This is a genomic window from Cellulomonas edaphi, assembly GCF_030362815.1.
In the GTDB taxonomy this organism is placed as follows: Bacteria; Actinomycetota; Actinomycetes; order Actinomycetales; family Cellulomonadaceae; genus Cellulomonas; species Cellulomonas edaphi.
The window spans coordinates 435366-453662 of record NZ_JAUCGR010000003.1 but is presented as its reverse complement, the minus strand read 5'-3'; the positions used below and the strand labels follow the sequence as shown (position 1 = coordinate 453662).

Annotated in this window: 16 protein-coding genes and 3 tRNA genes; 10 read left to right on the top strand and 9 right to left on the bottom strand. The window is 71.1% G+C overall.

Annotated features, from left to right (window positions below):
- Positions 1 to 119 precede the first annotated feature (119 nt).
- The 6 genes from rsgA (at position 120) to purM (ending at position 10658) form a co-directional block, all read left to right on the top strand.
- On the top strand, positions 120 to 1145 hold the full coding sequence (gene rsgA / locus QRT05_RS13610) for a ribosome small subunit-dependent GTPase A (protein WP_289447843.1): 1026 nt from the start codon (positions 120 to 122) through the stop codon (positions 1143 to 1145).
- Between the two features lie 127 nt (positions 1146 to 1272).
- Entirely contained in the window at positions 1273 to 6906 is a 5634-nt protein-coding gene (locus QRT05_RS13605; RefSeq protein WP_289447841.1) for a cutinase family protein, read from the top strand.
- A 100-nt stretch (positions 6907 to 7006) separates the two neighbouring features.
- A complete protein-coding gene (locus QRT05_RS13600; RefSeq protein WP_289447839.1) occupies positions 7007 to 7387 on the top strand; it encodes a sterol carrier family protein in 381 nt (126 codons plus the stop codon).
- A 47-nt stretch (positions 7388 to 7434) separates the two neighbouring features.
- Positions 7435 to 7935, top strand: a complete 501-nt coding sequence (locus tag QRT05_RS13595; protein WP_289447837.1) for a histidine kinase — start codon at positions 7435 to 7437, stop codon at positions 7933 to 7935.
- Positions 7936 to 7989: 54 nt separating this feature from the next.
- The gene (purF, locus tag QRT05_RS13590; protein WP_289447835.1) at positions 7990 to 9543 is read left to right on the top strand and encodes an amidophosphoribosyltransferase; all 1554 of its coding nucleotides are present in this window, start codon (positions 7990 to 7992) and stop codon (positions 9541 to 9543) included.
- Positions 9540 to 10658, top strand: a complete 1119-nt coding sequence (purM, locus tag QRT05_RS13585; protein ID WP_289447833.1) for a phosphoribosylformylglycinamidine cyclo-ligase — start codon at positions 9540 to 9542, stop codon at positions 10656 to 10658. Before purF ends, purM begins: the two co-directional genes overlap by 4 nt.
- 126 nt (positions 10659 to 10784) lie before the next feature.
- Here the strand turns inward: purM and QRT05_RS13580 are convergent, their stop codons facing one another.
- On the bottom strand, positions 10785 to 10991 hold the full coding sequence (locus tag QRT05_RS13580) for a DUF3073 domain-containing protein (protein WP_289447831.1): 207 nt from the start codon (positions 10989 to 10991) through the stop codon (positions 10785 to 10787).
- 446 nt (positions 10992 to 11437) lie between these two features.
- Here QRT05_RS13580 and QRT05_RS13575 point away from each other — a divergent pair, with 446 nt between their 5' ends.
- Positions 11438 to 11644, top strand: a complete 207-nt coding sequence (locus tag QRT05_RS13575) for a BldC family transcriptional regulator (RefSeq protein WP_289447829.1) — start codon at positions 11438 to 11440, stop codon at positions 11642 to 11644.
- Here QRT05_RS13575 and QRT05_RS13570 read toward each other — a convergent pair whose 3' ends face one another.
- The 7 genes from QRT05_RS13570 to QRT05_RS13540 all read right to left on the bottom strand — a co-directional run bounded on the left by QRT05_RS13570 (position 11645) and on the right by QRT05_RS13540 (position 14556).
- Positions 11645 to 11959, bottom strand: a complete 315-nt coding sequence (locus QRT05_RS13570; RefSeq protein WP_289447827.1) for a DUF3618 domain-containing protein — start codon at positions 11957 to 11959, stop codon at positions 11645 to 11647. It abuts the gene before it with no gap.
- Complete coding sequence (locus QRT05_RS13565; RefSeq protein WP_289447825.1) at positions 11956 to 12348, bottom strand: phage holin family protein; 393 nt, start codon at positions 12346 to 12348, stop codon at positions 11956 to 11958. The genes QRT05_RS13570 and QRT05_RS13565 overlap by 4 nt, the downstream gene beginning before the upstream one ends.
- Before the next feature lie 81 nt (positions 12349 to 12429).
- Positions 12430 to 12858, bottom strand: coding sequence for a phage holin family protein (locus tag QRT05_RS13560; RefSeq protein ID WP_289447823.1), 429 nt, complete (start codon positions 12856 to 12858; stop codon positions 12430 to 12432).
- 33 nt (positions 12859 to 12891) lie between these two features.
- Entirely contained in the window at positions 12892 to 14070 is a 1179-nt protein-coding gene (locus QRT05_RS13555) for a cation:proton antiporter (RefSeq protein ID WP_289447821.1), read from the bottom strand.
- A 152-nt stretch (positions 14071 to 14222) separates the two neighbouring features.
- Positions 14223 to 14298: transfer RNA gene (locus QRT05_RS13550), tRNA-Phe, on the bottom strand.
- Between the two features lie 55 nt (positions 14299 to 14353).
- Positions 14354 to 14427, bottom strand: a tRNA-Asp gene (locus QRT05_RS13545).
- 53 nt (positions 14428 to 14480) lie between these two features.
- Positions 14481 to 14556, bottom strand: a tRNA-Glu gene (locus tag QRT05_RS13540).
- Positions 14557 to 14689: 133 nt separating this feature from the next.
- Between QRT05_RS13540 and QRT05_RS13535 the strand changes: the two genes are divergently transcribed.
- Both QRT05_RS13535 and QRT05_RS13530 read left to right on the top strand, forming a co-directional pair.
- On the top strand, positions 14690 to 15034 hold the full coding sequence (locus QRT05_RS13535; RefSeq protein WP_289447870.1) for a metallopeptidase family protein: 345 nt from the start codon (positions 14690 to 14692) through the stop codon (positions 15032 to 15034).
- 47 nt (positions 15035 to 15081) lie between these two features.
- Positions 15082 to 15996 carry an LLM class flavin-dependent oxidoreductase gene (locus QRT05_RS13530; protein ID WP_289447818.1) on the top strand — a complete coding sequence of 305 codons (915 nt, stop codon included), beginning with the start codon at positions 15082 to 15084 and terminating at the stop codon, positions 15994 to 15996.
- Between the two features lie 15 nt (positions 15997 to 16011).
- Here QRT05_RS13530 and QRT05_RS13525 read toward each other — a convergent pair whose 3' ends face one another.
- Complete coding sequence (locus tag QRT05_RS13525) at positions 16012 to 17502, bottom strand: MFS transporter (protein ID WP_289447817.1); 1491 nt, start codon at positions 17500 to 17502, stop codon at positions 16012 to 16014.
- Positions 17503 to 17632: 130 nt separating this feature from the next.
- On the opposite strand from QRT05_RS13525, the gene QRT05_RS13520 reads away from it, so the two are divergent.
- On the top strand, positions 17633 to 18262 hold the full coding sequence (locus QRT05_RS13520) for a TetR/AcrR family transcriptional regulator (RefSeq protein ID WP_289447816.1): 630 nt from the start codon (positions 17633 to 17635) through the stop codon (positions 18260 to 18262).
- Positions 18263 to 18297: the final 35 nt, after the last annotated feature.

Genomic DNA, 18297 nt, shown 5'->3' with positions numbered 1-18297 from the left:
GCCGCGCGCGGTCGGCGCGTCCGACCCGCGCTCGCGCGGGACTCGCCCGGGGGAGCCGGCTCGGGTGGGGCGGTTTATTGCGTCGTGCTGGGTGTGGCCGCGTCGTTAACGTCGGGGCGATGTCTTCTCCTGCCGCTGGGGCGGTGCGCGTGGTCCGGGCCGACAAGGGCTCGGTGCTCGTCGTGCCCGAGGGCGGCGGCGAGGCGGTGCGCGCCGTGCTCGACCGCGACGGGTTGGCGCCGCTCGACGACGGTCGCGCGGTGCCGACGGTCGGCGACTGGGTGCTGGTCGACGAGGCGGACGGGTCGCCGCACGTGCGACAGGTGCTCACGCGCTCGTCGGCGCTGGTGCGAGACTCGGCAGGCGGGACGTCGCGCGAGCAGGTGCTCGCTGCGAACGTCGACATCGTGCTCGTGGTGGAGCACCTCGACCCCGACCCCGACCTGGGCCGCGTCGAACGCCTGCTCACGCTCGCGTGGCGCTCGGGTGCGCGCCCGGTGGTGGTGCTCACCAAGGCCGACCTGGTGCCGGATGCCGAGGCGATGACGCGCGAGGTCGAGCGGGCGGCGATCGCGGTCGACGTGCACCCGGTGAGCGCGGCGACCGGCGACGGGCTGGATCCCGTGCGGGCGCTGCTCGCGCCGGGTGTCGCGCTCGTCGTGGTCGGACCGTCCGGCGCGGGAAAGTCCACACTCGTGAACGCCCTCGCCGGGCGAGGCGTCATGGCCACCGGCGATCGTCGGGCATCGGACGGGCGAGGCAGGCATACCACCACGCACCGCGAGCTGGTGCCGTTGCACGGTGGCGCGGTGCTCATCGACACCCCCGGGATCCGCGGCATCGGCGTCGTCGCCGATGCGGACGCGCTCGACACGACGTTCGCCGACGTGGCCGAGCTGGTGGCGCTGTGCCGGTTCGCGGACTGCCACCACGACGGGGAGCCGGGCTGCGCGGTCGTCGCCGCGCTCGAGAGCGGCGACCTCGACCGCAGGCGCTACGAGTCGTGGCGCAAGCTGGTCCGCGAGGCCGCCTACCAGGCGCGTCGGGCCGACTCGCACCTCGCGGCGCAGGAGCGAGCGCGGTGGAAGAAGGTCACGCAGGAGTACCAGCGCGGCATGCGGGGAGCCGGCCGGCCGTGGCGCTGAGCGCGCAGCACACCCTGAGCAGCCCGAGCTGAGCCGCGACCCATTTGTCTAGGTATCGCGCCTTTTGATACCGACCGGGTGATATCCGCCTCGGGGCGCTATCGCGGCGACCGGGGGCTCCGATACGTTGCGGAACGGCGGCGCCGTCCGCGTCGAAACCCGGGCTGGGGGAATCGTGTCGGAGTCCGTCGGGCGCACTCGCGCGCGTCTCGTGATCACCGTCGGTCTGGCGCTCGCGCTGCTCGTCGGAGGTGGCATCGCCCCATCGCCAGCGGGCGCAGCCGTCCGGGCAGCGAAGGTCTTCAGTGCGACGCCGACGCCCAAGATCAGCGGGACGCCCGCGGTCGGGAAGTCGCTCACCGCACTGACAGGCACATGGAAACCAGCACCGGTCACCTTGAAGTACCGGTGGTATCGGAGCTCAACCAGCATCTCGGGAGCGACCGGGTCGAGCTACAAGCTCACATCCGCTGACGCCGGCAAGACGATCACGGTGCGCGTCACCGGTAGCAGGACCGGCTACTCGACGGTGACCAAGACGAGCGCTGGGCTTGCGATCCAGAAGGTGCTTGCCCGTTCCCCAGTTCCGACGGTCGGCGGCACGGCGGCCGTCGGGGCCAAGCTCACGGCCAAGACCGGAACCTGGGGCCCCTCGCCCGTGACGCTCACGTACCAGTGGTTCGTCGGCGGGATCGCCGTGAGCAGGGCGACGGCCGCGTCCTACGTCGTTGCAGCGAAGGATGCGGGAAAGGCGGTGAAGGTCCGCGTCACCGGGACCAAGCGTGGCTACACGACGGCGACGCGGACCAGCGCGAGCGTCACCATCGGCAAGGTGCTCACGCCCGCGCCCGTGCCCACGATCTCCGGCACGCCCGCCGTCGGGAAGCCGCTCACCGCGTCTGCTGGTACGTGGGGGCCCGCGCCCGTCACGGTGACCTACGCGTGGCTGCGCGGCGGCACCCCAATCACGGGCGCGACCGCCGCCACGTACACGCCTGCCGTGACGGACGCCGGGGCCTCACTGGCCGTTCGTGTCACCGGTTCGAAGCCCAGCTACACGACGGCGGCTCGGACGAGCTCAGCTGTCACGGTCGGCAAGGGGGTGTTGACGTCGACACCGACGCCGACGATCACTGGCACAGCTGCGATCGGTTCCCTGCTCACCGCGTCGCCGGGCACCTGGGCACCCGCTCCCGTCACCCTCTCGTTCCGGTGGCTGCGCGACGGTGCCCCGATCGCGGGCGAGACGGGCGCCACCCACCTCGTCTCCGACGATGACTTCGGCGCCGCAGTGACGGTCGAGGTGACGGGGACCAGGTCGGGGTACACGAGCGTGACACGGGCCAGCGCGCCACTGAACATCGAGATTCTGCAGAGCTTCTCGGCTGCGCCCGCACCGACGATCGGCGGCAGCCCGGGGGTGGGCAAGACCCTCAGCGCCCAGCCAGGCTCCTGGTCGCCGGCACCGGTCGTGCTCACCTACCAGTGGCTTCGCGACGGCACGCCGATCGCGGGCGCCACGGCGCAGACGTACACGCTCGTCGCTGGGGACGATGGCGCCTCGATCGCCGTGGCGGTCACCGGGACGAAGATCGGGTACGCGTCGGCGACGAGGACGAGCGCACCGGTGGTCGTGAGCGGGGCTGTCACCTACGGCGGCACCCTGACCGCCAGCACGACGTGGCACGCCGGGCGCACGGTCGTGCTGGATTCCAGTCTGACGATCCCGCTCGGTGTCACCTTGACGATCGAGGCCGGCACGGTGGTCAAGTCGGACGGGGCCGCCCTGATCGTCGACGGATCGTTGGTGGTGAACGGGTCGCCGGCGTCTCCGGTGGTCCTGACGTCGTTGCGTGACGACACAGCCAGGGGCGACACCAACGACGATGCGGACCAGACGGTCCCGCGTGCGGGCGACTGGGTCGGAATCGGCGTGGGTTCGGGCGGTTCGCTGACGGCGCGATCGGCGGAGGTCCGGTTCGCGGCGACCGGGATCTGGGGCTCGGGCGCGAAGATCGTGGATGTCGCGGGTTCTTCGGTGCGCGACTCGTCGTACGACGGCATCAACATCAGTGATGACCGGTCGGGGGCGAACAAGGGCACCTCGACCATCAAGGTCGTCGGCAGCACGGTCCTTCGCGCGGGCGGGTCGGGCATCGTGGTTCAGGCAACGGGCACGCCGGTCGGATCGGGGACGCAGATCCCCGTGCCCGTCGTGCAAGGCAACACGGTCGTCGCGGCAAAGGACGCGGCAATTCGCGTGCGAGGGGACAAGCTCGACGGAGCTGCGCTGCGCGGCAACGACGGGTCGGGGAACACGCTCGACGCGATCTTCGTCGGCGGCACGCTCACCACGAGCACGTCGGTGCCCCTGGGTGGGCTGCTGCTGGCCATAGACAACACCACGTCGTGGAACACCTCACCACTCGTTGTCGCGGCGGGGGTGACGTTGACGCTCGACGCCGGAAGCGTCGTGAAGTCGCTGGGCGGCGGCTTGGTCGTCGACGGCTCTCTCGCGATCAACGGGACCGCGGCCTCCCCCGTCCTGCTCACCTCGTTGCGGGACGACACCGCGGGCGGGGACAGCAACGGCGACGACGACCAGACGAACCCTGCGGCAGGTGACTGGGTCGGGATCGCCGTCGGTGAAGGCGGCTCGCTGAAGGCGACGTCAGCAGACGTCCGCTACGCATCTTCCGGTGTCTGGGCCGCGGGCGCCCACCTCGTGGACCTCGCGAGCTCGTCCGTGCGCGACTCCGCCTACACCGGGATCAGCGTGACCGACGATCGGTCGGGGGCCAACAAGGGGACGTCCACGATCAGGGTCGTCGGCAACACGGTCATCCGCGCGGGTGGCGCCGGGATCTTCGTCGAGGCTACGGGCTCTCCCGTCGGCTCGGGCACCCAGATTCCCGTCCCCAGGGTGCAGAACAACACGGTGAGCGGGTCGGGCGATGCCGCCGTCGTAGTTCACGGTGACAAGCTGGACGGAGCCGCGCTGCGCGACAACGGGGGTTCGGCTAACGCCGTCGACGCGATCCTGCTCAGCGGCACGCTGACGACGAGTGCCACGGTGCCGCTCGGAGGCCTGCCGCTCGGCATCGACAACACTGCGTCGCCGAACTGGCGGCCACTCGTGGTCGCCGCCGGGGTGACGCTGGCGGTGGACGCGGGCAGCGTCGTGAAGTCGCTCGGCGGAGGGATGGTCATCTACGGGTCGTTGTTGATCAACGGAACGACGGCATCGCCGGTGGTCTTCACCTCGATGCGTGACGACACCGCGGGTGGGGACCGCAACGGCGACGACGACCAGACCATCCCCCAGGCCGGCGACTGGGGTGGGATCGCCGTGAGGGACGGCGGGTCGCTGACTGCGGCGCACGCGGACATCCGTTGGGCCGGCACGGGCGTCGACGCGTCGTCGGCCAACCTGGTCGACGTCTCCGCGTCGACCGTTCGCGACTCGTCCTCGACGGCCATCAGCGTGGGCGACGACCGGACGGGGGCGGACAAGGGGACCTCGACGATCAAGGTGGTGGGCAACACCGTCCTGCGCGCGGGCGGGATCGGGATCCTCGTGCAGGCCACCGGCGCTCCTGTCGGGTCCGGCACGCAGATCCCGGTGCCCCTGGTGCAGAACAACACGGTCTCGGGTGCACGTGAGGAGGCAGTCAGGATCCGGGGCGACAAGCTGGACGGCGCCAAGCTGCGCGGCAACGGCGGTGCAGAGAACGCGGTCGATGCGATCGTCATCAGCGGCACGTTGACGACCAGCGCATCGGTGCCGCTGGGTGGCCTCCCGCTCGCGATCGACAACACTGCGTCGCCGAACACCGCCCCGCTGGTGGTCGCCGCGGGGGCGACATTGACGATCGGTGCCGGGCAGGTGGTCAAGTCGCTCGGCGGCGGGTTGGTTGTCGACGGGTCGCTGCTGGTCAACGGCACCGGGGCCTCGCCGGTGGTGTTTACGTCGCTGCGTGACGACTCGGCGGGCGGCGACACGAACGGTGACGAGGACCAGACGACGCCGCAGGCGGGCGACTGGGGCGGGATCACCGTCCTCGACGGCGCGTCGGTGACCGTCACGTCGGCGGACGTGCGGCGGGCGTACTCGGGGGTGGATGCGTCGTTCGCCTCGGTTGTCGATATATCCGCATCGACATTCAGCGACATGACGGCCTATGGCCTCAACGTCGTGGACGACCGTTCCGGAGCGAACAAGGGCACGTCCACGATCAGGCTGGTAGGCAACTCGGTCACCCGGTCGGGCTATGGGATCAGCGTGGTCGCGACCGGTGCGCCCGTCGGTTCCGGCACGCAAACTCCCGTCCCCGTGGTGCAGAACAACTCCGTCACCGCGTGCGGCTCTGAGGCGGTGCGTGTCCGAGGAGACAAGCTGGACGGCGCCAAGCTGCGAGGAAACGGCGGCACCGGTAACGGGGTCAATGCGATTTTGATCAGCGGCACCCTCACGACGAGCGCGACTGTCCCGCTCGGTGGCCTCCCGCTGGCGATCGACAACACGACATCGTGGAACACGTCACCGCTCGTCGTTGCCGCGGGTGCCACGCTCACGATCGGCGCCGGTCAGGTGATCAAGTCACTGGGCGGCGGGCTGGCCGTGAACGGCTCGTTGGTGGTCAGTGGCACCGCAGCCGCGCCCGTGGTGTTCACCTCGCTTCGCGACGACAGTGCCGGCGGCGACACGAACGGCGACCAGGATCAGACCACGCCGAGTGCGGGGGACTGGGCGGGGATCAGCGTGGGACCGGGCGGGGCGGCGGAACTTGCGAACGCTCACCTCAAGTACGCCCTCACTGCCCTCACGGTGGAGTCCGACGGCAATGCGACATGGAGCGGGGCCGTTTCACACGTCGCCGCCGGCCTGTCCGCCGCTGGTTACGCCGACGCGACCGGCGTGAACTGGGGTGACCCATCCGGCCCTTCTCCCATCGGGACGGGGGCATCTGCAGAGGGGGCCGGTGCGGTCGTCTTCCCGTGGATCGGCTACGTGGCGCCGCCTCGTCCGCCTGTGGCCCCGAGTCAGCCTGTGACCTCGTCGCCGAGCTGCAAGACCCTGACGTTCGTCGGTCTCCGGGGTTCCGGTGAAAGCCCCCAAGGTGACGATCTGACGTCATTGACGGCGGACGAGTACGACGCCGATCTTTTCGGCGGGATGGTGCACGAGGTCTACGAGCAGTTCGCCGCGGTCGCGCACGTCTCGATCAAGCCACTCGGCATCGCCTACAGGGCGTCTCCGGTCTTTCCGAACGTCCTGTGGCTACCGAACTATCACGACAGCATCTACGACGGCGTCGACAAACTGGTCGCTGCGCTGCTCGACGAGCACGACGCGTGCCCGAGCACCAAGTTCGTCATCGTCGGCTACTCGCAGGGCGCGCTGGCGATCCACATCGCTATGCGTCTCGCTGCAGCGTCTTCACTCCAGGGAAGCATCCGGGCCATCGGCCTGATCGCAGATCCGGGCCGACTGACCTTCGCCGAAGAGGACACCTATGACGAGGCCGACTCGGACGCGGTCCTGATGTACGGCGACGGCATCTGGCCAAAGGCGGTGATCGCTGGCGTGGACAGCGGTCCGCTGCCCTCCTGGGCCGCGGAGAAGACGGTGTCGTTCTGTCACGACCACGACGTGGTGTGCCGACCCGGTTGGGGCTCGACGATCGGCTTCCACACTGACTACTCCACGAGCGAACTGACGTTCCTCGCGCACAAGTTGTACTACGACAAGTACTTGTGACGCGGCGCAGCAAACGCGCCTTCAGGGCAGGATCGCTCGCGAGGCGAGCACGCAGCGAGTGCGAGGGCGCGCGAGTGGGTGACCAGGGCATGATCGTGGCATGCCACCGCGTCGTCGGACCGATCCTGCCGACGGCAGGGCTGCACTCGCGGCCTGGCGCGCCGATCCGGTAGACGCCCCCGTTCCCGCACGACGGACGGCGGTCCGATTCACCCTGGAGGAGCTCGCCGACCTCGCGCCCGGCAACTCGGTCGAGGTGCGTGTGCCGCCGGACGGGGCGGTCCAGGCGGTGCAGGGACCACGTCACACCCGGGGGACGCCGCCGAACGTCGTCGAGACCGACCCGCAGACCTGGCTCGAGCTCGCCACGGGCGACCTGGCCTGGGCCGACGCGCTCGCGGCCGGTCGGGTCCACGCCTCGGGGGAGCGTGCGGACCTCTCGGACTGGCTCCCGCTGCAGGCCACCCGCGTGCGGGACTGAGCGGCGCCGATGCGGGCTCGGCGCTGCGGCTGACCTACGATCCTGGGGTGCCGACCTCGCCCGATCGCCTGCCCGACGACACGGATCCGCTCGCCGCGGAGCACCCGGTCGCGAGCGCACCCGAGCCGGCAGCCGAGGAGCCCGCGGCCCGCCAGCAGGCCTCTGAGCCGAGCGCGCTGAGCGAGCCGAGCACGCCGGCCACGCCGGGCGAGCTCCCAGCCACCCAGGACGAGCCCCCGGTCCCCTCGGAGGCCGAGCTCGAGGCGACCGCCACCCCGGCCACGGTGCGCCGGGCCCCGAAGTTCAGCGCGTTCATCACGTTCGGCGCGCTCGGCGGCATGGTGCTGGGCCTGCTGCTGGCAGTGGTGATCCACCCGGAGAAGCGGCTGATCGCCGACGGGACGGGGTTCATCTCGTTCCTCGACGGCGAGGGTGCCGTCCGCACGGTGATGGTCGTGGCGGTGGGCGTCGTCGGCGCGTTCGTCGGCGGGGCGCTCGCGGTGCGAGCCGACCGGCGCTCGGGCCCCCCGCGACGACGCGGCCGGTGATCGCGGTCCGGACGAGGCTCTCGGCCACCCCGGGACCTGTGCGACGATGAGGTCGTGGCCCCCCGCGCAGACGGACGTCTGAACCACGACCTCCTCCCCAACGAAAAAGGCCCCCAGGACGCTTGTGGCGTCTTCGGAGTGTGGGCGCCTGGCGAGGAAGTCGCCAAGCTGACCTACTTCGGCCTGTACGCCCTGCAGCACCGCGGACAGGAGTCCGCGGGCATCGCGACGAGCAACGGCTCGCAGCTGCTCGTCTATAAGGACATGGGGCTCGTCTCCCAGGTCTTCGACGAGACCGCGCTGAACGCCCTGCAGGGGCACATCGCCATCGGGCACGCCCGGTACTCGACCACGGGCGGGTCGACGTGGGAGAACGCGCAGCCGACGCTCGGCCCCACCGCGGCCGGCACGGTGGCGCTGGGCCACAACGGCAACCTCACCAACACCGCGGAGCTCGTGGACCTGGTGGCCGAGCGCTACGGCAGCCAGCGGCGCGGCGAGCTCGCGCGCGGCAACACCACGGACACGGCGCTCGTGACCGCGCTCCTCGCGGGCGACCCGGACCACACCCTCGAGGCCACCGCGCTCGAGGTGCTCCCGCGGCTGCGCGGTGCCTTCTGCCTCGTCTTCATGGACGAGCACACGCTGTACGCGGCGCGTGACCCGCAAGGCGTGCGGCCGCTCGTCCTGGGTCGGCTCGAGCGCGGGTGGGTCGTCGCGAGCGAGACCCCGGCGCTCGACATCGTCGGCGCGTCCTTCGTGCGCGAGGTCGAGCCGGGCGAGTTCATCGCGATCGACGCCGACGGCCTGCGCTCCACCCGGTTCGCGCCGAAGAACGAGCCGCGCGCGGGATGCGTGTTCGAGTACGTCTACCTCGCCCGGCCCGACACCACCATCGCCGGCCGTTCCGTGCACGCCGCGCGCGTCGCCATGGGCCGCCGCCTGGCCATCGAGCACCCCGTCGAGGCCGACCTGGTCATCCCGGTGCCCGAGTCGGGCACGCCCGCGGCGGTCGGCTTCGCGCAGGAGTCCGGCATCCCGTTCGGGCAGGGCCTGACCAAGAACGCCTACGTGGGCCGCACGTTCATCCAGCCGTCGCAGACCCTGCGCCAGCTGGGCATCCGCCTCAAGCTCAACCCGCTGCGCGAGGTCATCCGCGGCAAGCGGCTCGTGGTGGTCGACGACTCCATCGTGCGCGGCAACACGCAGCGCGCGCTGGTGCGCATGCTGCGCGAGGCCGGCGCGGCCGAGGTGCACATCCGCATCTCGTCGCCGCCCGTGAAGTGGCCCTGCTTCTACGGCATCGACTTCGCCAGCCGCGCCGAGCTCATCGCCAACGGCCTGGCCGTGGACGAGATCGGTGCGTCGCTGGGCGCCGACTCGCTCGGCTACATCTCGGAGGAGGGCATGGTCGCCGCGACCGAGCAGCCGCGTTCGCAGCTGTGCACCGCCTGCTTCTCCGGCGTCTACCCCATCGAGCTGCCGCCCGCCGACCGGCTGGGCAAGTTCCTGCTCGAGCAGAACGAGCTCCCGCTGGGGGCACCCGAGGACGGTCTGATGTCGATCCTGCCCGGAACCGGTGGCGCCACCGCGCTGGAGCAGCCGTGAACGGCCCGGTCACCTACGCCGGCGCGGGCGTCGACACCGAGGCGGGCGACAAGGCGGTCGAGCTCATGAAGGCCGCCGTGCAGGCGACGCACGGCCCGCAGGTGCTCGGCGGTGTGGGCGGGTTCGCCGGCCTGTACGACGCGACCGCCCTGACGCGCTTCCGGCGCCCCCTGCTGGCCACGTCCACCGACGGCGTCGGCACCAAGGTGGCCATCGCCCAGGCGCTCGACATCCACCACACCATCGGGTTCGACCTGGTGGGGATGGTCGTCGACGACATCGTCGTGGTGGGCGCCGAGCCGCTGTTCATGACCGACTACATCGCCACCGGTCGCGTGGTGCCCGAGCGCATCGCCGACGTGGTGCGCGGCATCGCCGCGGCCTGCTCGGTCGCCGGCACCGCTCTGGTGGGCGGCGAGACCGCGGAGCACCCGGGCCTGCTGGCCCCCGACGAGTACGACGTGGCGGGCGCCGCCACGGGCGTCGTCGAGGCCGACGAGCTGCTCGGGCCGGAGCGGGTCCGCGCCGGTGACGTGCTCGTGGCTCTCGGCTCGAGCGGGCTGCACTCCAACGGCTACTCGCTGGTGCGCGCGATCGTGCGCCAGGCGGGCTGGGGGCTCGAGCGTCACGTCGACGAGCTCGGCCGCACCCTGGGGGAGGAGCTGCTGGAGCCGACGCGCGTGTACGCGTCCGACTGCCTCGCGCTCGCTCGTCGGGCCGGCGTCGACGGCCTCCACGGCTTCAGCCACGTGACGGGCGGGGGGCTCGCGTCGAACGTGGCCCGGGTGCTCCCGGTCGGCCTGGTGGCGGACATCGACCGCGGCGGCTGGCAGCTGCCGCCCGTGTTCTCGCTGCTGCAAGGCCTGGGTCAGGTCCCGTGGACCGACCTCGAGGGGACCCTCAACCTGGGCGTGGGCATGGTGGCGATCGTGGCACCCGACGCCCTGGGAGACGTGCTCGAGCACGCCGAGGAGCTCGGGTTGCCCGCATGGGAGCTCGGCACCGTGCGGGACGCCGACCCCTCGACCGACGTCGTCGGCTCGCCGGGCTTCGTCGCGGGCACCAAGGGCGTCCACGGCGGCGCCGTGCGGATGACCGGGAGCTACCGGGTCTGAGGACCTGGCGCCCAGACGGATCCCCAGAACGGATCGCTCGCGCGACGACCCTGAAGCAACCGCACGGGCGGCGTGCGGTTGCTTCAGGGTCGCGGCGTCACCGGCCGGGGCGCACGGCCCCGACGATCAGCGCTCGTCGTCCGACCAGCGCCGGTAGTCGTCGTCCTCGTCGTCGGCGGTGTCCACAGCGGCACCACCACGTCGTTCGCCTAGGTCATTGTGGCCATGCGACGTGAGCTCCTGCTCGAGAGCCCGGTAGTTGGTGTCGGGGCTGAAGTACTTCAGCTCCCGGGCAACCTTCGTCTGCTTAGCCTTCTGACGGCCGCGCCCCATGGCATCGACCCCCTCTTACGTGGATGCGGGGCGGCTCCGTGCTGACACGTGCGGCCCCGGGGTGCTGAATCGTCTCTTCGTGCCGCAACGGTACATGCTGTCGCGCTATTCCGGCCACTTGCCGAGCCGCGACGCTTGTCACGTTGCGCAGGGGACTCAGCAAGCTCACAGGTGCGTGGTTCACGATAACGATTGACGGCACGGCGTGGCGCTCTCTCGCGTGGGTGATATGTCCGAGTTAGGGTAAGAAAGTCCCGCCTGGGCTGGGAGTTCGTTAGTCCGGACGGGTGAGATGTACCATTTCGTGACCGTTCCGTGTCTCGGAAGTAACCGCTTGCCCCGCTCGTTCGTGCTATGGGCGGTGCCATGGAGGGGTCGACTCGACGCTTCACGTCCTGGCCGTGGACACACCGTCCGACGGCCGCACGCTCGCCAGGAGGCAGCACATGACCACGCAGCCCGCACAGTCCGAAGTCCTGCTCACGCCCGCAGAGGTCGCCACGCTCTTCCGCGTGGACCCCAAGACGGTGACGCGCTGGGCCAAGGCAGGAAAGCTGTCCTCGATCCGCACGCTGGGCGGCCACCGCCGCTACCGCGAGTCGGAGGTCCTTGAGCTCCTCGGCGTCCCCAACCAGCGGGACCGCCAAGGCTGACTACTTGCCGCGGCGCCGCAGCAGCGCCACGGCCACGACGAGTGCGACGGCCCCCGCCGCGCTCGCCAGCACCTTTCGAGCGCGGGAGCTGGCCTCCGGGTCGGCCTCCGCGCTCGTCGCGTCTCGGACGAGCTTCTCCGCAGCGGAGCGGACCTTGCCGGCACCCTCCCGCGCCTGGGTGGCCGCGTCGTTGGCCAGTGCGCGGGGAGTGAGCCGCTGCGCGAGCGCGTCGACGCTGGCCGCCAGCTGGCTGCGCACCAGGGCGATCTCAGCCTCTGCCTTGACCATCTGCGGCGTGCTGAACTGCTCGCTCACTGGTGGATCCCCTCCTTGATGACGGTCACGTCCTGCTTGGTGCTCTCGATCGCCTGCAACGGCGTGGGAGGGGTGCCCTTCTTGATCTCCCGGATGCCCAGCCACGCCAGCAGGGCGATGACCAGAAGCAGGAACACGGCCACGATGGTGCCGGCCAGCCAGGGCTCGAACGGGATGGACAGCGCGATGATCGCCGTGGCGATCACGACGCCCAGCAGGTAGAACGCCAGGATCACGGCACCGAGCACCAGACCCGTGCCGGTCCCGATCTTCTGCAGCCGACCCTGGATCTCGGCCTTGGCCAGGTTGATCTCGGCACGCACCAGGCGGCTCAGCTGGTCGCTGACCTCACTGAAGAGCTCGCCGATGCTCCGATCGTTCTTCGCCATCTCGCAGCCCTCTCATCCACGCGGACATCTGGGCACAGTCTGACCGCGTGCGGCCCGGCGCGCACCCCCGCGGCTGGGGCGTCAGTTGTCCCAGGGGTGAACCTGGTCGCCCGCGGGGTGCGTCACGGGCTCGGTCTGCGGTGCCGGCTTGGGCAGGCGGTGCTTGCCCCAGGCCGCGATCCCGCCGCCGATGAGGATGAGCGCGACCCCGATCAGCAGTGCCGACAGCCACGGGTCCATGCCGCCCGCGACGAGGCCCAGCACGGAGGCCGCGACCAGGAGTGCGAGCCCGAAGAACGTGAGCAGGACCGCGGCGCCGAAGGCGATCGCGGACGGCCGGATCTCGACGGCGCGGGCGCGCAGGCTCGCCTGGACCGCGTCGACCTCGGCCTGGATCGCCGCACGGACCTTGTCCTCGGCCTGGTTGAGCTTCTCGCGCGCCTTGTCGGCGAACGGCTCGGCGAGGCGGTCGAAGAAGCTGCGGGACTCGGGTCCGTCAGAGTTGCTCACGGGATTCTCCAGTTCAGAGGCGGTGCCCCCAGCCTAGACAGCCGAGCGGGTCGTCGTGGGGCCTCTGGTCCCGGCTGGAACCCCGATCGCGCGTGCCAGCAAGGGGAACACGAGCACGGTCAGTGCGCCGGCGAAGACGAGGCAGGCTGCAGTGCCTTGCCGGAGCGAACCATCGTCCACCGCCAGCTGCGTCAGGGCCACGAGGAGGGGCAACGTCGTGGCCGTGTACAGCCCGAGCCGGAGTCGGTCGCGCCGGCCGAGCGCCCGCCGGTACCAGAACAGCGCCGGGCCTCCTCGGACGACGAGCAGCACCGCCATGAACGCGAACGGCAGCCAGGGGGACCGCAGGACGGCGTCGATCTCGAGGCCCATGCCGGAAGAGACGAAGAAGACGGGGATGAAGACTCCCCAGCCGACGGTGTCGAGCTTCGCGTCGAATGCCTCGCGGTCGACCGGGGCCCATGCGCGTAGCACCATCCCGGCGAGGAAAGCGCCGAGCACGGCGTCGAACCCCATGAACGTGGCGTTCGCCAGCAACGCGACCAGCAGCACGAGAGTGAAGCGGATCGGACCCTGGGTGTTGCCGTCGCTCATCGACCCCAGGAGGTGCCGGGTCCGGTTCATCGAGAGTCGCCGGGGCGCGAGCGCGAGGGCGACGATTCCGGCGACGAACGCCATGAGGGAGATCAGGGCGACAACGGTGCCGTTCGCGCCCAGGAACAGGGCCATCGCCACGATCGGGCCGAGCTCACCGATAGCACCTCCGGCCAGGACGTACCGGCCCAGAGGACGGTTGGTCAGGCCCTCGTCGCGCAGGATCGGCACGAGGACGCCCAGCGCCGTGGTCGACAGCGCGATCGCGATGGCCACGGCGGCGGGGACGTCGTGCTCGATGTTGAGGAGCCACAGCGCGGCGCCGCCGAGCAGCAACGACGTGAGCCATGCGCGCATGCCGAGCCGGCCGGCCGGCTGCCGCGCGATCCCCGGGTCGAGCTCGTAGCCCGCAAGCAGGAACAAGAAGCCCATGCCGAGGTCGGAGAGCAGGCTCACGGACTCAGCGGAGGAGAGCGCGAGGCCCTCGGGTCCGATGAGGATCCCACCGGCCAGCAGGACGACGACCTGCGGGAGGCGGAACCGTGCCGGCATCACCGCCACGACGAGCAACGCGATCGCGGAGACGAGTACCACCGGGAACAACGTCTCGAACTCCACCCTCGACTCCGTCCAGATCGCCCTGGAGGCCCATCGTCGCGCCCGAAGGCGGCTCGCCCGAACGGGCGCGCCGCTCTGAGCCACGGATTCGCGGGTGGGACGGGGTTCGGAACGACGAAGCCCCGCGACGCGCGTGGCGTGCGGGGCTTGCGTGGTGGCTCCGACCGGCGTCGATCCGGTGACCTTTCGATTTTCAGTCGAACGCTCTACCAACTGAGCTACAGAGCCGTGAGGGAAACCACCCCTCGAACGAGAATGCCGGTCCGAGGACCGGCACTTCGAGCGACCCCGACGGGACTTGAACCCGCGACCTCCGCCGTGACAGGGCGGCGCGCTAACCAACTGCGCTACGGGGCCTCGTGTACTGCTGCGAGACCTTACTGCTGAACTGCTGCACTGCTAGATACTGCTGGTACCCCCAACGGGATTCGAACCCGTGCTACCGCCGTGAAAGGGCGGGGTCCTAGGCCGCTAGACGATGAGGGCTCAGTCCCGCCCCCGGCGGCGAGGCGCCGGGAACCGGTGATGAGCATACGTGGTCATCGGCCCGATCTCCAAAGCGAGTCCTCGTCGGGCCCGCCGCGGCCCGATGAGCAGGCAGGATGGGTGCGTGTTCGAGATGGCGCGCGACGAGTTCGAGGAAGCCGTCCGGGACGCCCTCGACGAGATCCCGCCCGAGCTCGCCCGCGTCATGGACAACGTCGTGGTGCTGGTCGAGGATCATGCGCCGCCCGACGAGCCGGACCTCCTGGGCCTGTACGAGGGCACACCCCTGACCGAGCGCACGTCGTTCTGGGCGGCCGGGTCGCTGCCCGACCGCATCTTCGTCTACCGGCTGCCCACGCTCGCGATCTGCGACACCCGCGACGACGTGATCGAGGAGGTGGCGATCACCGTGGTGCACGAGATCGCGCACCACTTCGGCATCGACGACGAGAAGCTGCACGAGCTCGGCTGGGGCTGACGGGCCCGGCGGCTCCTGGGCGCCGTGGCCGGCGCTAGGGTCGCGGGATGGTGCGCGTCGGAGTGGTGCTGCTGCCGCAGGAGCGATGGGCCGAGGCTCGTGCGAGGTGGCAGCAGGTGGAGGCGTGGGGTTTCGACCATGCGTGGACGTACGACCACCTGGCGTGGCGCAGCCTCGCGGACGAGCCGTGGTTCGCCACGGTGCCGCTGCTCGCCGCCGCGGCCGCGGTGACCGAGCGCATCGGCCTGGGCACCTTCGTCGCGTCGCCCAACTTCCGCCACCCGGTGCCGTTCGGCAAGGACGTCCTCGGCCTCGACGACGTCTCCGGCGGCCGTCTGCTGCTCGGCCTGGGCGCGGGCGGCGAGGGGTTCGACGCGGGCGTGCTGGGCCCGGCGCCCACGCGGGGGGAGCGCACGCGGCGGTTCGAGGAGTTCGTCGACGTGCTGGACCAGCTGCTCACCCGGCCCGTGACGGAGCATGCAGGGGAGTTCTACGAGGCGCACGAGGCCCGGATGATCCCGGTGCCGTCCGCGCGGCCGCCGTTCCTGATCGCGGCCGCAGGCCCGCGCACCATGGCGCTCGCCGCGCGGCGGGGCGACGGGTGGGTGACCTACGGGTCGTCGTTCGGGCCGGAGGACCTGGGAGACGACCCGCGCGCCGCACAGGAGAGCTGGTGGTCCGAGCTCGCCGACACCTCGCGGCAGATGGACCAGGTGGAGGCGGCTGCCGGCCGCGCGCAGCCGCTGCGCCGGTACCTGAACCTGGACGGCGCCCCGATCTTCTCCCTGACGTCGGCGGACGTGGCCGTCGAGGGCATCGAGCGAGCCGCGGCCATGGGCTTCACCGACGTGATCGTGCACTGGCCCCGGGAGGAGGGCGTCTACGCGGGCCCGCAGCGCGCGCTGGAGCAGCTGGCCGCGCAGCTGCCCGCGCTCACCGGGCGTGGTGGCGCGGGCAGCTGACCCCGTCGGCGCGCGTCAGTGCGCCAGGGCGACCTCGGACGCCGCGGGCGGCGCCGCCTCGAGCCGCGCCGCGCGGTCGGCGCGTGTGCGGAACAGCAGGGCGCTCATGAGCAGCCCGCCCGCGAAGATGGCCGCGGAGCAGACGTAGGCCGTGGAGTAGCCGTGCAGCTGCGCCTGCGCGATCACGTCCGGCGTGGCCGGCGCGTGGTCGGTGACGAACGCCGTGACTGCGGTGGCGGCCAGCGTGTTCAGCACCGCGGTGCCGATGGCGCCTCCCACCTGCTGGCTCGTCGAGACCATGGCGGACGCGGCTCCGGCCTGCTGCGGCGCCACGCCCAGAGTCGCGAGCTGGAACGACGCGGGCATGATCGAGCCCATCCCGACGCCCATCGCGATGAGGCCGGGCAGCAGGCGCGCATAGGGGCTGTCGAGCTCGAGCGTCGTGAACCACAGCATGCCGAGCGCGCCGAGCGCCATGCCGAACGGCACCAGCACCTTCGGACCGACGCGCGGCAGCACGATGTTGGTCATGATCTGCGCCGTGATGATGATCGAGAAGATCATCGGCAGGAACGCCGCCCCGGTCTGCATCGCGCTGTACCCCAGCGTCGCCTGCATGTAGTACGTGACGAACAGGAACGCGCCGAACATGCCCGAGCCGGCCACGAGGATCGACAGGAACGAGGCTCCGCGGTCGCGGTCCAGGATCACCGTCAGGGGCAGGACGGGGTACTTCGAGCGGCGCTGCCGGACCACGAAGACGGCGAGAAGGACGACGCTGGCCACGAGCGAGCCCCACACCCACGCAGAGTCCCATCCCTTGGGCTCGGCCTGCGAGAAGCCGAAGACGAGCGCGAACAGGCCCGCCGCCCCGAGCAGCACGTCGGGGACCTCCAGGCGGTGGTGACCCGGCTGGCGACCGCGCTGCAGCAGCGCGGAGCCGGCGGCGAACGCGATGACCGCGATCACCACGTTGACGTACAGGTTCCAGCGCCAGTCGAAGTTCTCGGTGAGGAAGCCGCCGAGCAGCAGCCCGATGGCCCCACCCATGCCCGCGATCGCGCCGAAGACGCCGAATGCGCGGGCCCGGTCCTTCGGGACGGTGAAGGTGGTGGTCAGCACGGACAGCGCGGCCGGGGCGAGGACGGCACCGAACGCACCCTGCAGGGCGCGCGCGCCGACCAGGAGGCCGAACGTCTGCGCGGCGCCCCCGAGGGCGGACGCGCCGGCGAAGCCGACGAGGCCGATGAGGAACATGCGCCTGCGCCCGAACATGTCGGAGAGCCGGCCACCCAGCAGCAGCAGGCTCCCGAAGGCGAGCGCGTACGCGGTGACGACCCACTGCCGGTCGTTGTCGGAGAACCCCAGCTCCGCCTGCGCGGAGGGGAGGGCGATGTTCACGATGGTGGCGTCGAGGACCACCATCAGCTGGGCGAGGGCGACCGTCGCGAGGACGTACCACCGCCGCCGGTCCGCCGGTGCGGAGTCGGGGGAAGTCGAGGACATGAGGAGGCTCCTGGGACGTCGGGGTCGGTGCGACCGACTCTAATACGGACTCACCAGTTCCGGAACCCCTGAGTCTCGCTGTGAGTTATCGTGAGACGATCGACGAAGCCCGACGAGCACGGAGGTGGGCATGCAGGCGAACGACGACGTTCTCGTGGCTGCCCCTGCGCGGCGCCCTGGTCGGCGCCGCGACGCGTCCAAGGACGACGTCATCCTCGAGGCCACCCGGCAGCTGATCGCCGAGCGCGGGTATGAGGGCATGACGATGGACGCCGTCGCCGAGCGCGCGGGCACGGGCAAGGCGACGGTCTACCGGCGCTGGCCGTCGAAGGTCGAGCTGACCGTCGACGCCGTGATCTGCGGCCGCCAGTTCATCCTCACCATCGACGACGTGCCCGACACGGGCTCGCTGCGCTCCGACCTGATGTCCATCCGTGGCGCGGCCCGCGGGTCGCGCAACGACGAGCTGATGCACGGCCTGCACCAGGCCGCGCGCGTGGACCCCCAGGTGGCGGCCGTCTTCCACGAGCAGTTCGTGATCGCGCGCACGGCCCTGATGCGCGCTCTGCTCGAGCGGGCGCTGCACCGCGGGGAGATCGCTCCGGGCCGCGACCTCGACATGATCGCGACCGTCGCGCCGGCCATGATCGCGTACCAGAAGGTGGTTGCCGGCGGTAAGGCCGGGCCGGACTACATCGAGCGGATGATCGACCACATCATCGTCCCCCTCGCCACAGGCTCCGTCCCGGCGGCTGAATAGCCTGGACGGCGTGCGTCCGCGGCGACCATCGTCGA

Coding starts and splice junctions, on each gene's coding strand:
- QRT05_RS13575 (WP_289447829.1), top strand. CDS start 11,438: ATGACCACGCAGCCCGCACAGTCCGAAGTCCTGCTCACGCCCGCAGAG.
- QRT05_RS13530 (WP_289447818.1), top strand. CDS start 15,082: ATGGTGCGCGTCGGAGTGGTGCTGCTGCCGCAGGAGCGATGGGCCGAG.
- QRT05_RS13565 (WP_289447825.1), bottom strand. CDS start 12,348: ATGGCGAAGAACGATCGGAGCATCGGCGAGCTCTTCAGTGAGGTCAGC.
- rsgA (WP_289447843.1), top strand. CDS start 120: ATGTCTTCTCCTGCCGCTGGGGCGGTGCGCGTGGTCCGGGCCGACAAG.
- QRT05_RS13525 (WP_289447817.1), bottom strand. CDS start 17,502: ATGTCCTCGACTTCCCCCGACTCCGCACCGGCGGACCGGCGGCGGTGG.
- QRT05_RS13600 (WP_289447839.1), top strand. CDS start 7,007: ATGCCACCGCGTCGTCGGACCGATCCTGCCGACGGCAGGGCTGCACTC.
- QRT05_RS13535 (WP_289447870.1), top strand. CDS start 14,690: ATGGCGCGCGACGAGTTCGAGGAAGCCGTCCGGGACGCCCTCGACGAG.
- QRT05_RS13520 (WP_289447816.1), top strand. CDS start 17,633: ATGCAGGCGAACGACGACGTTCTCGTGGCTGCCCCTGCGCGGCGCCCT.
- QRT05_RS13580 (WP_289447831.1), bottom strand. CDS start 10,991: ATGGGGCGCGGCCGTCAGAAGGCTAAGCAGACGAAGGTTGCCCGGGAG.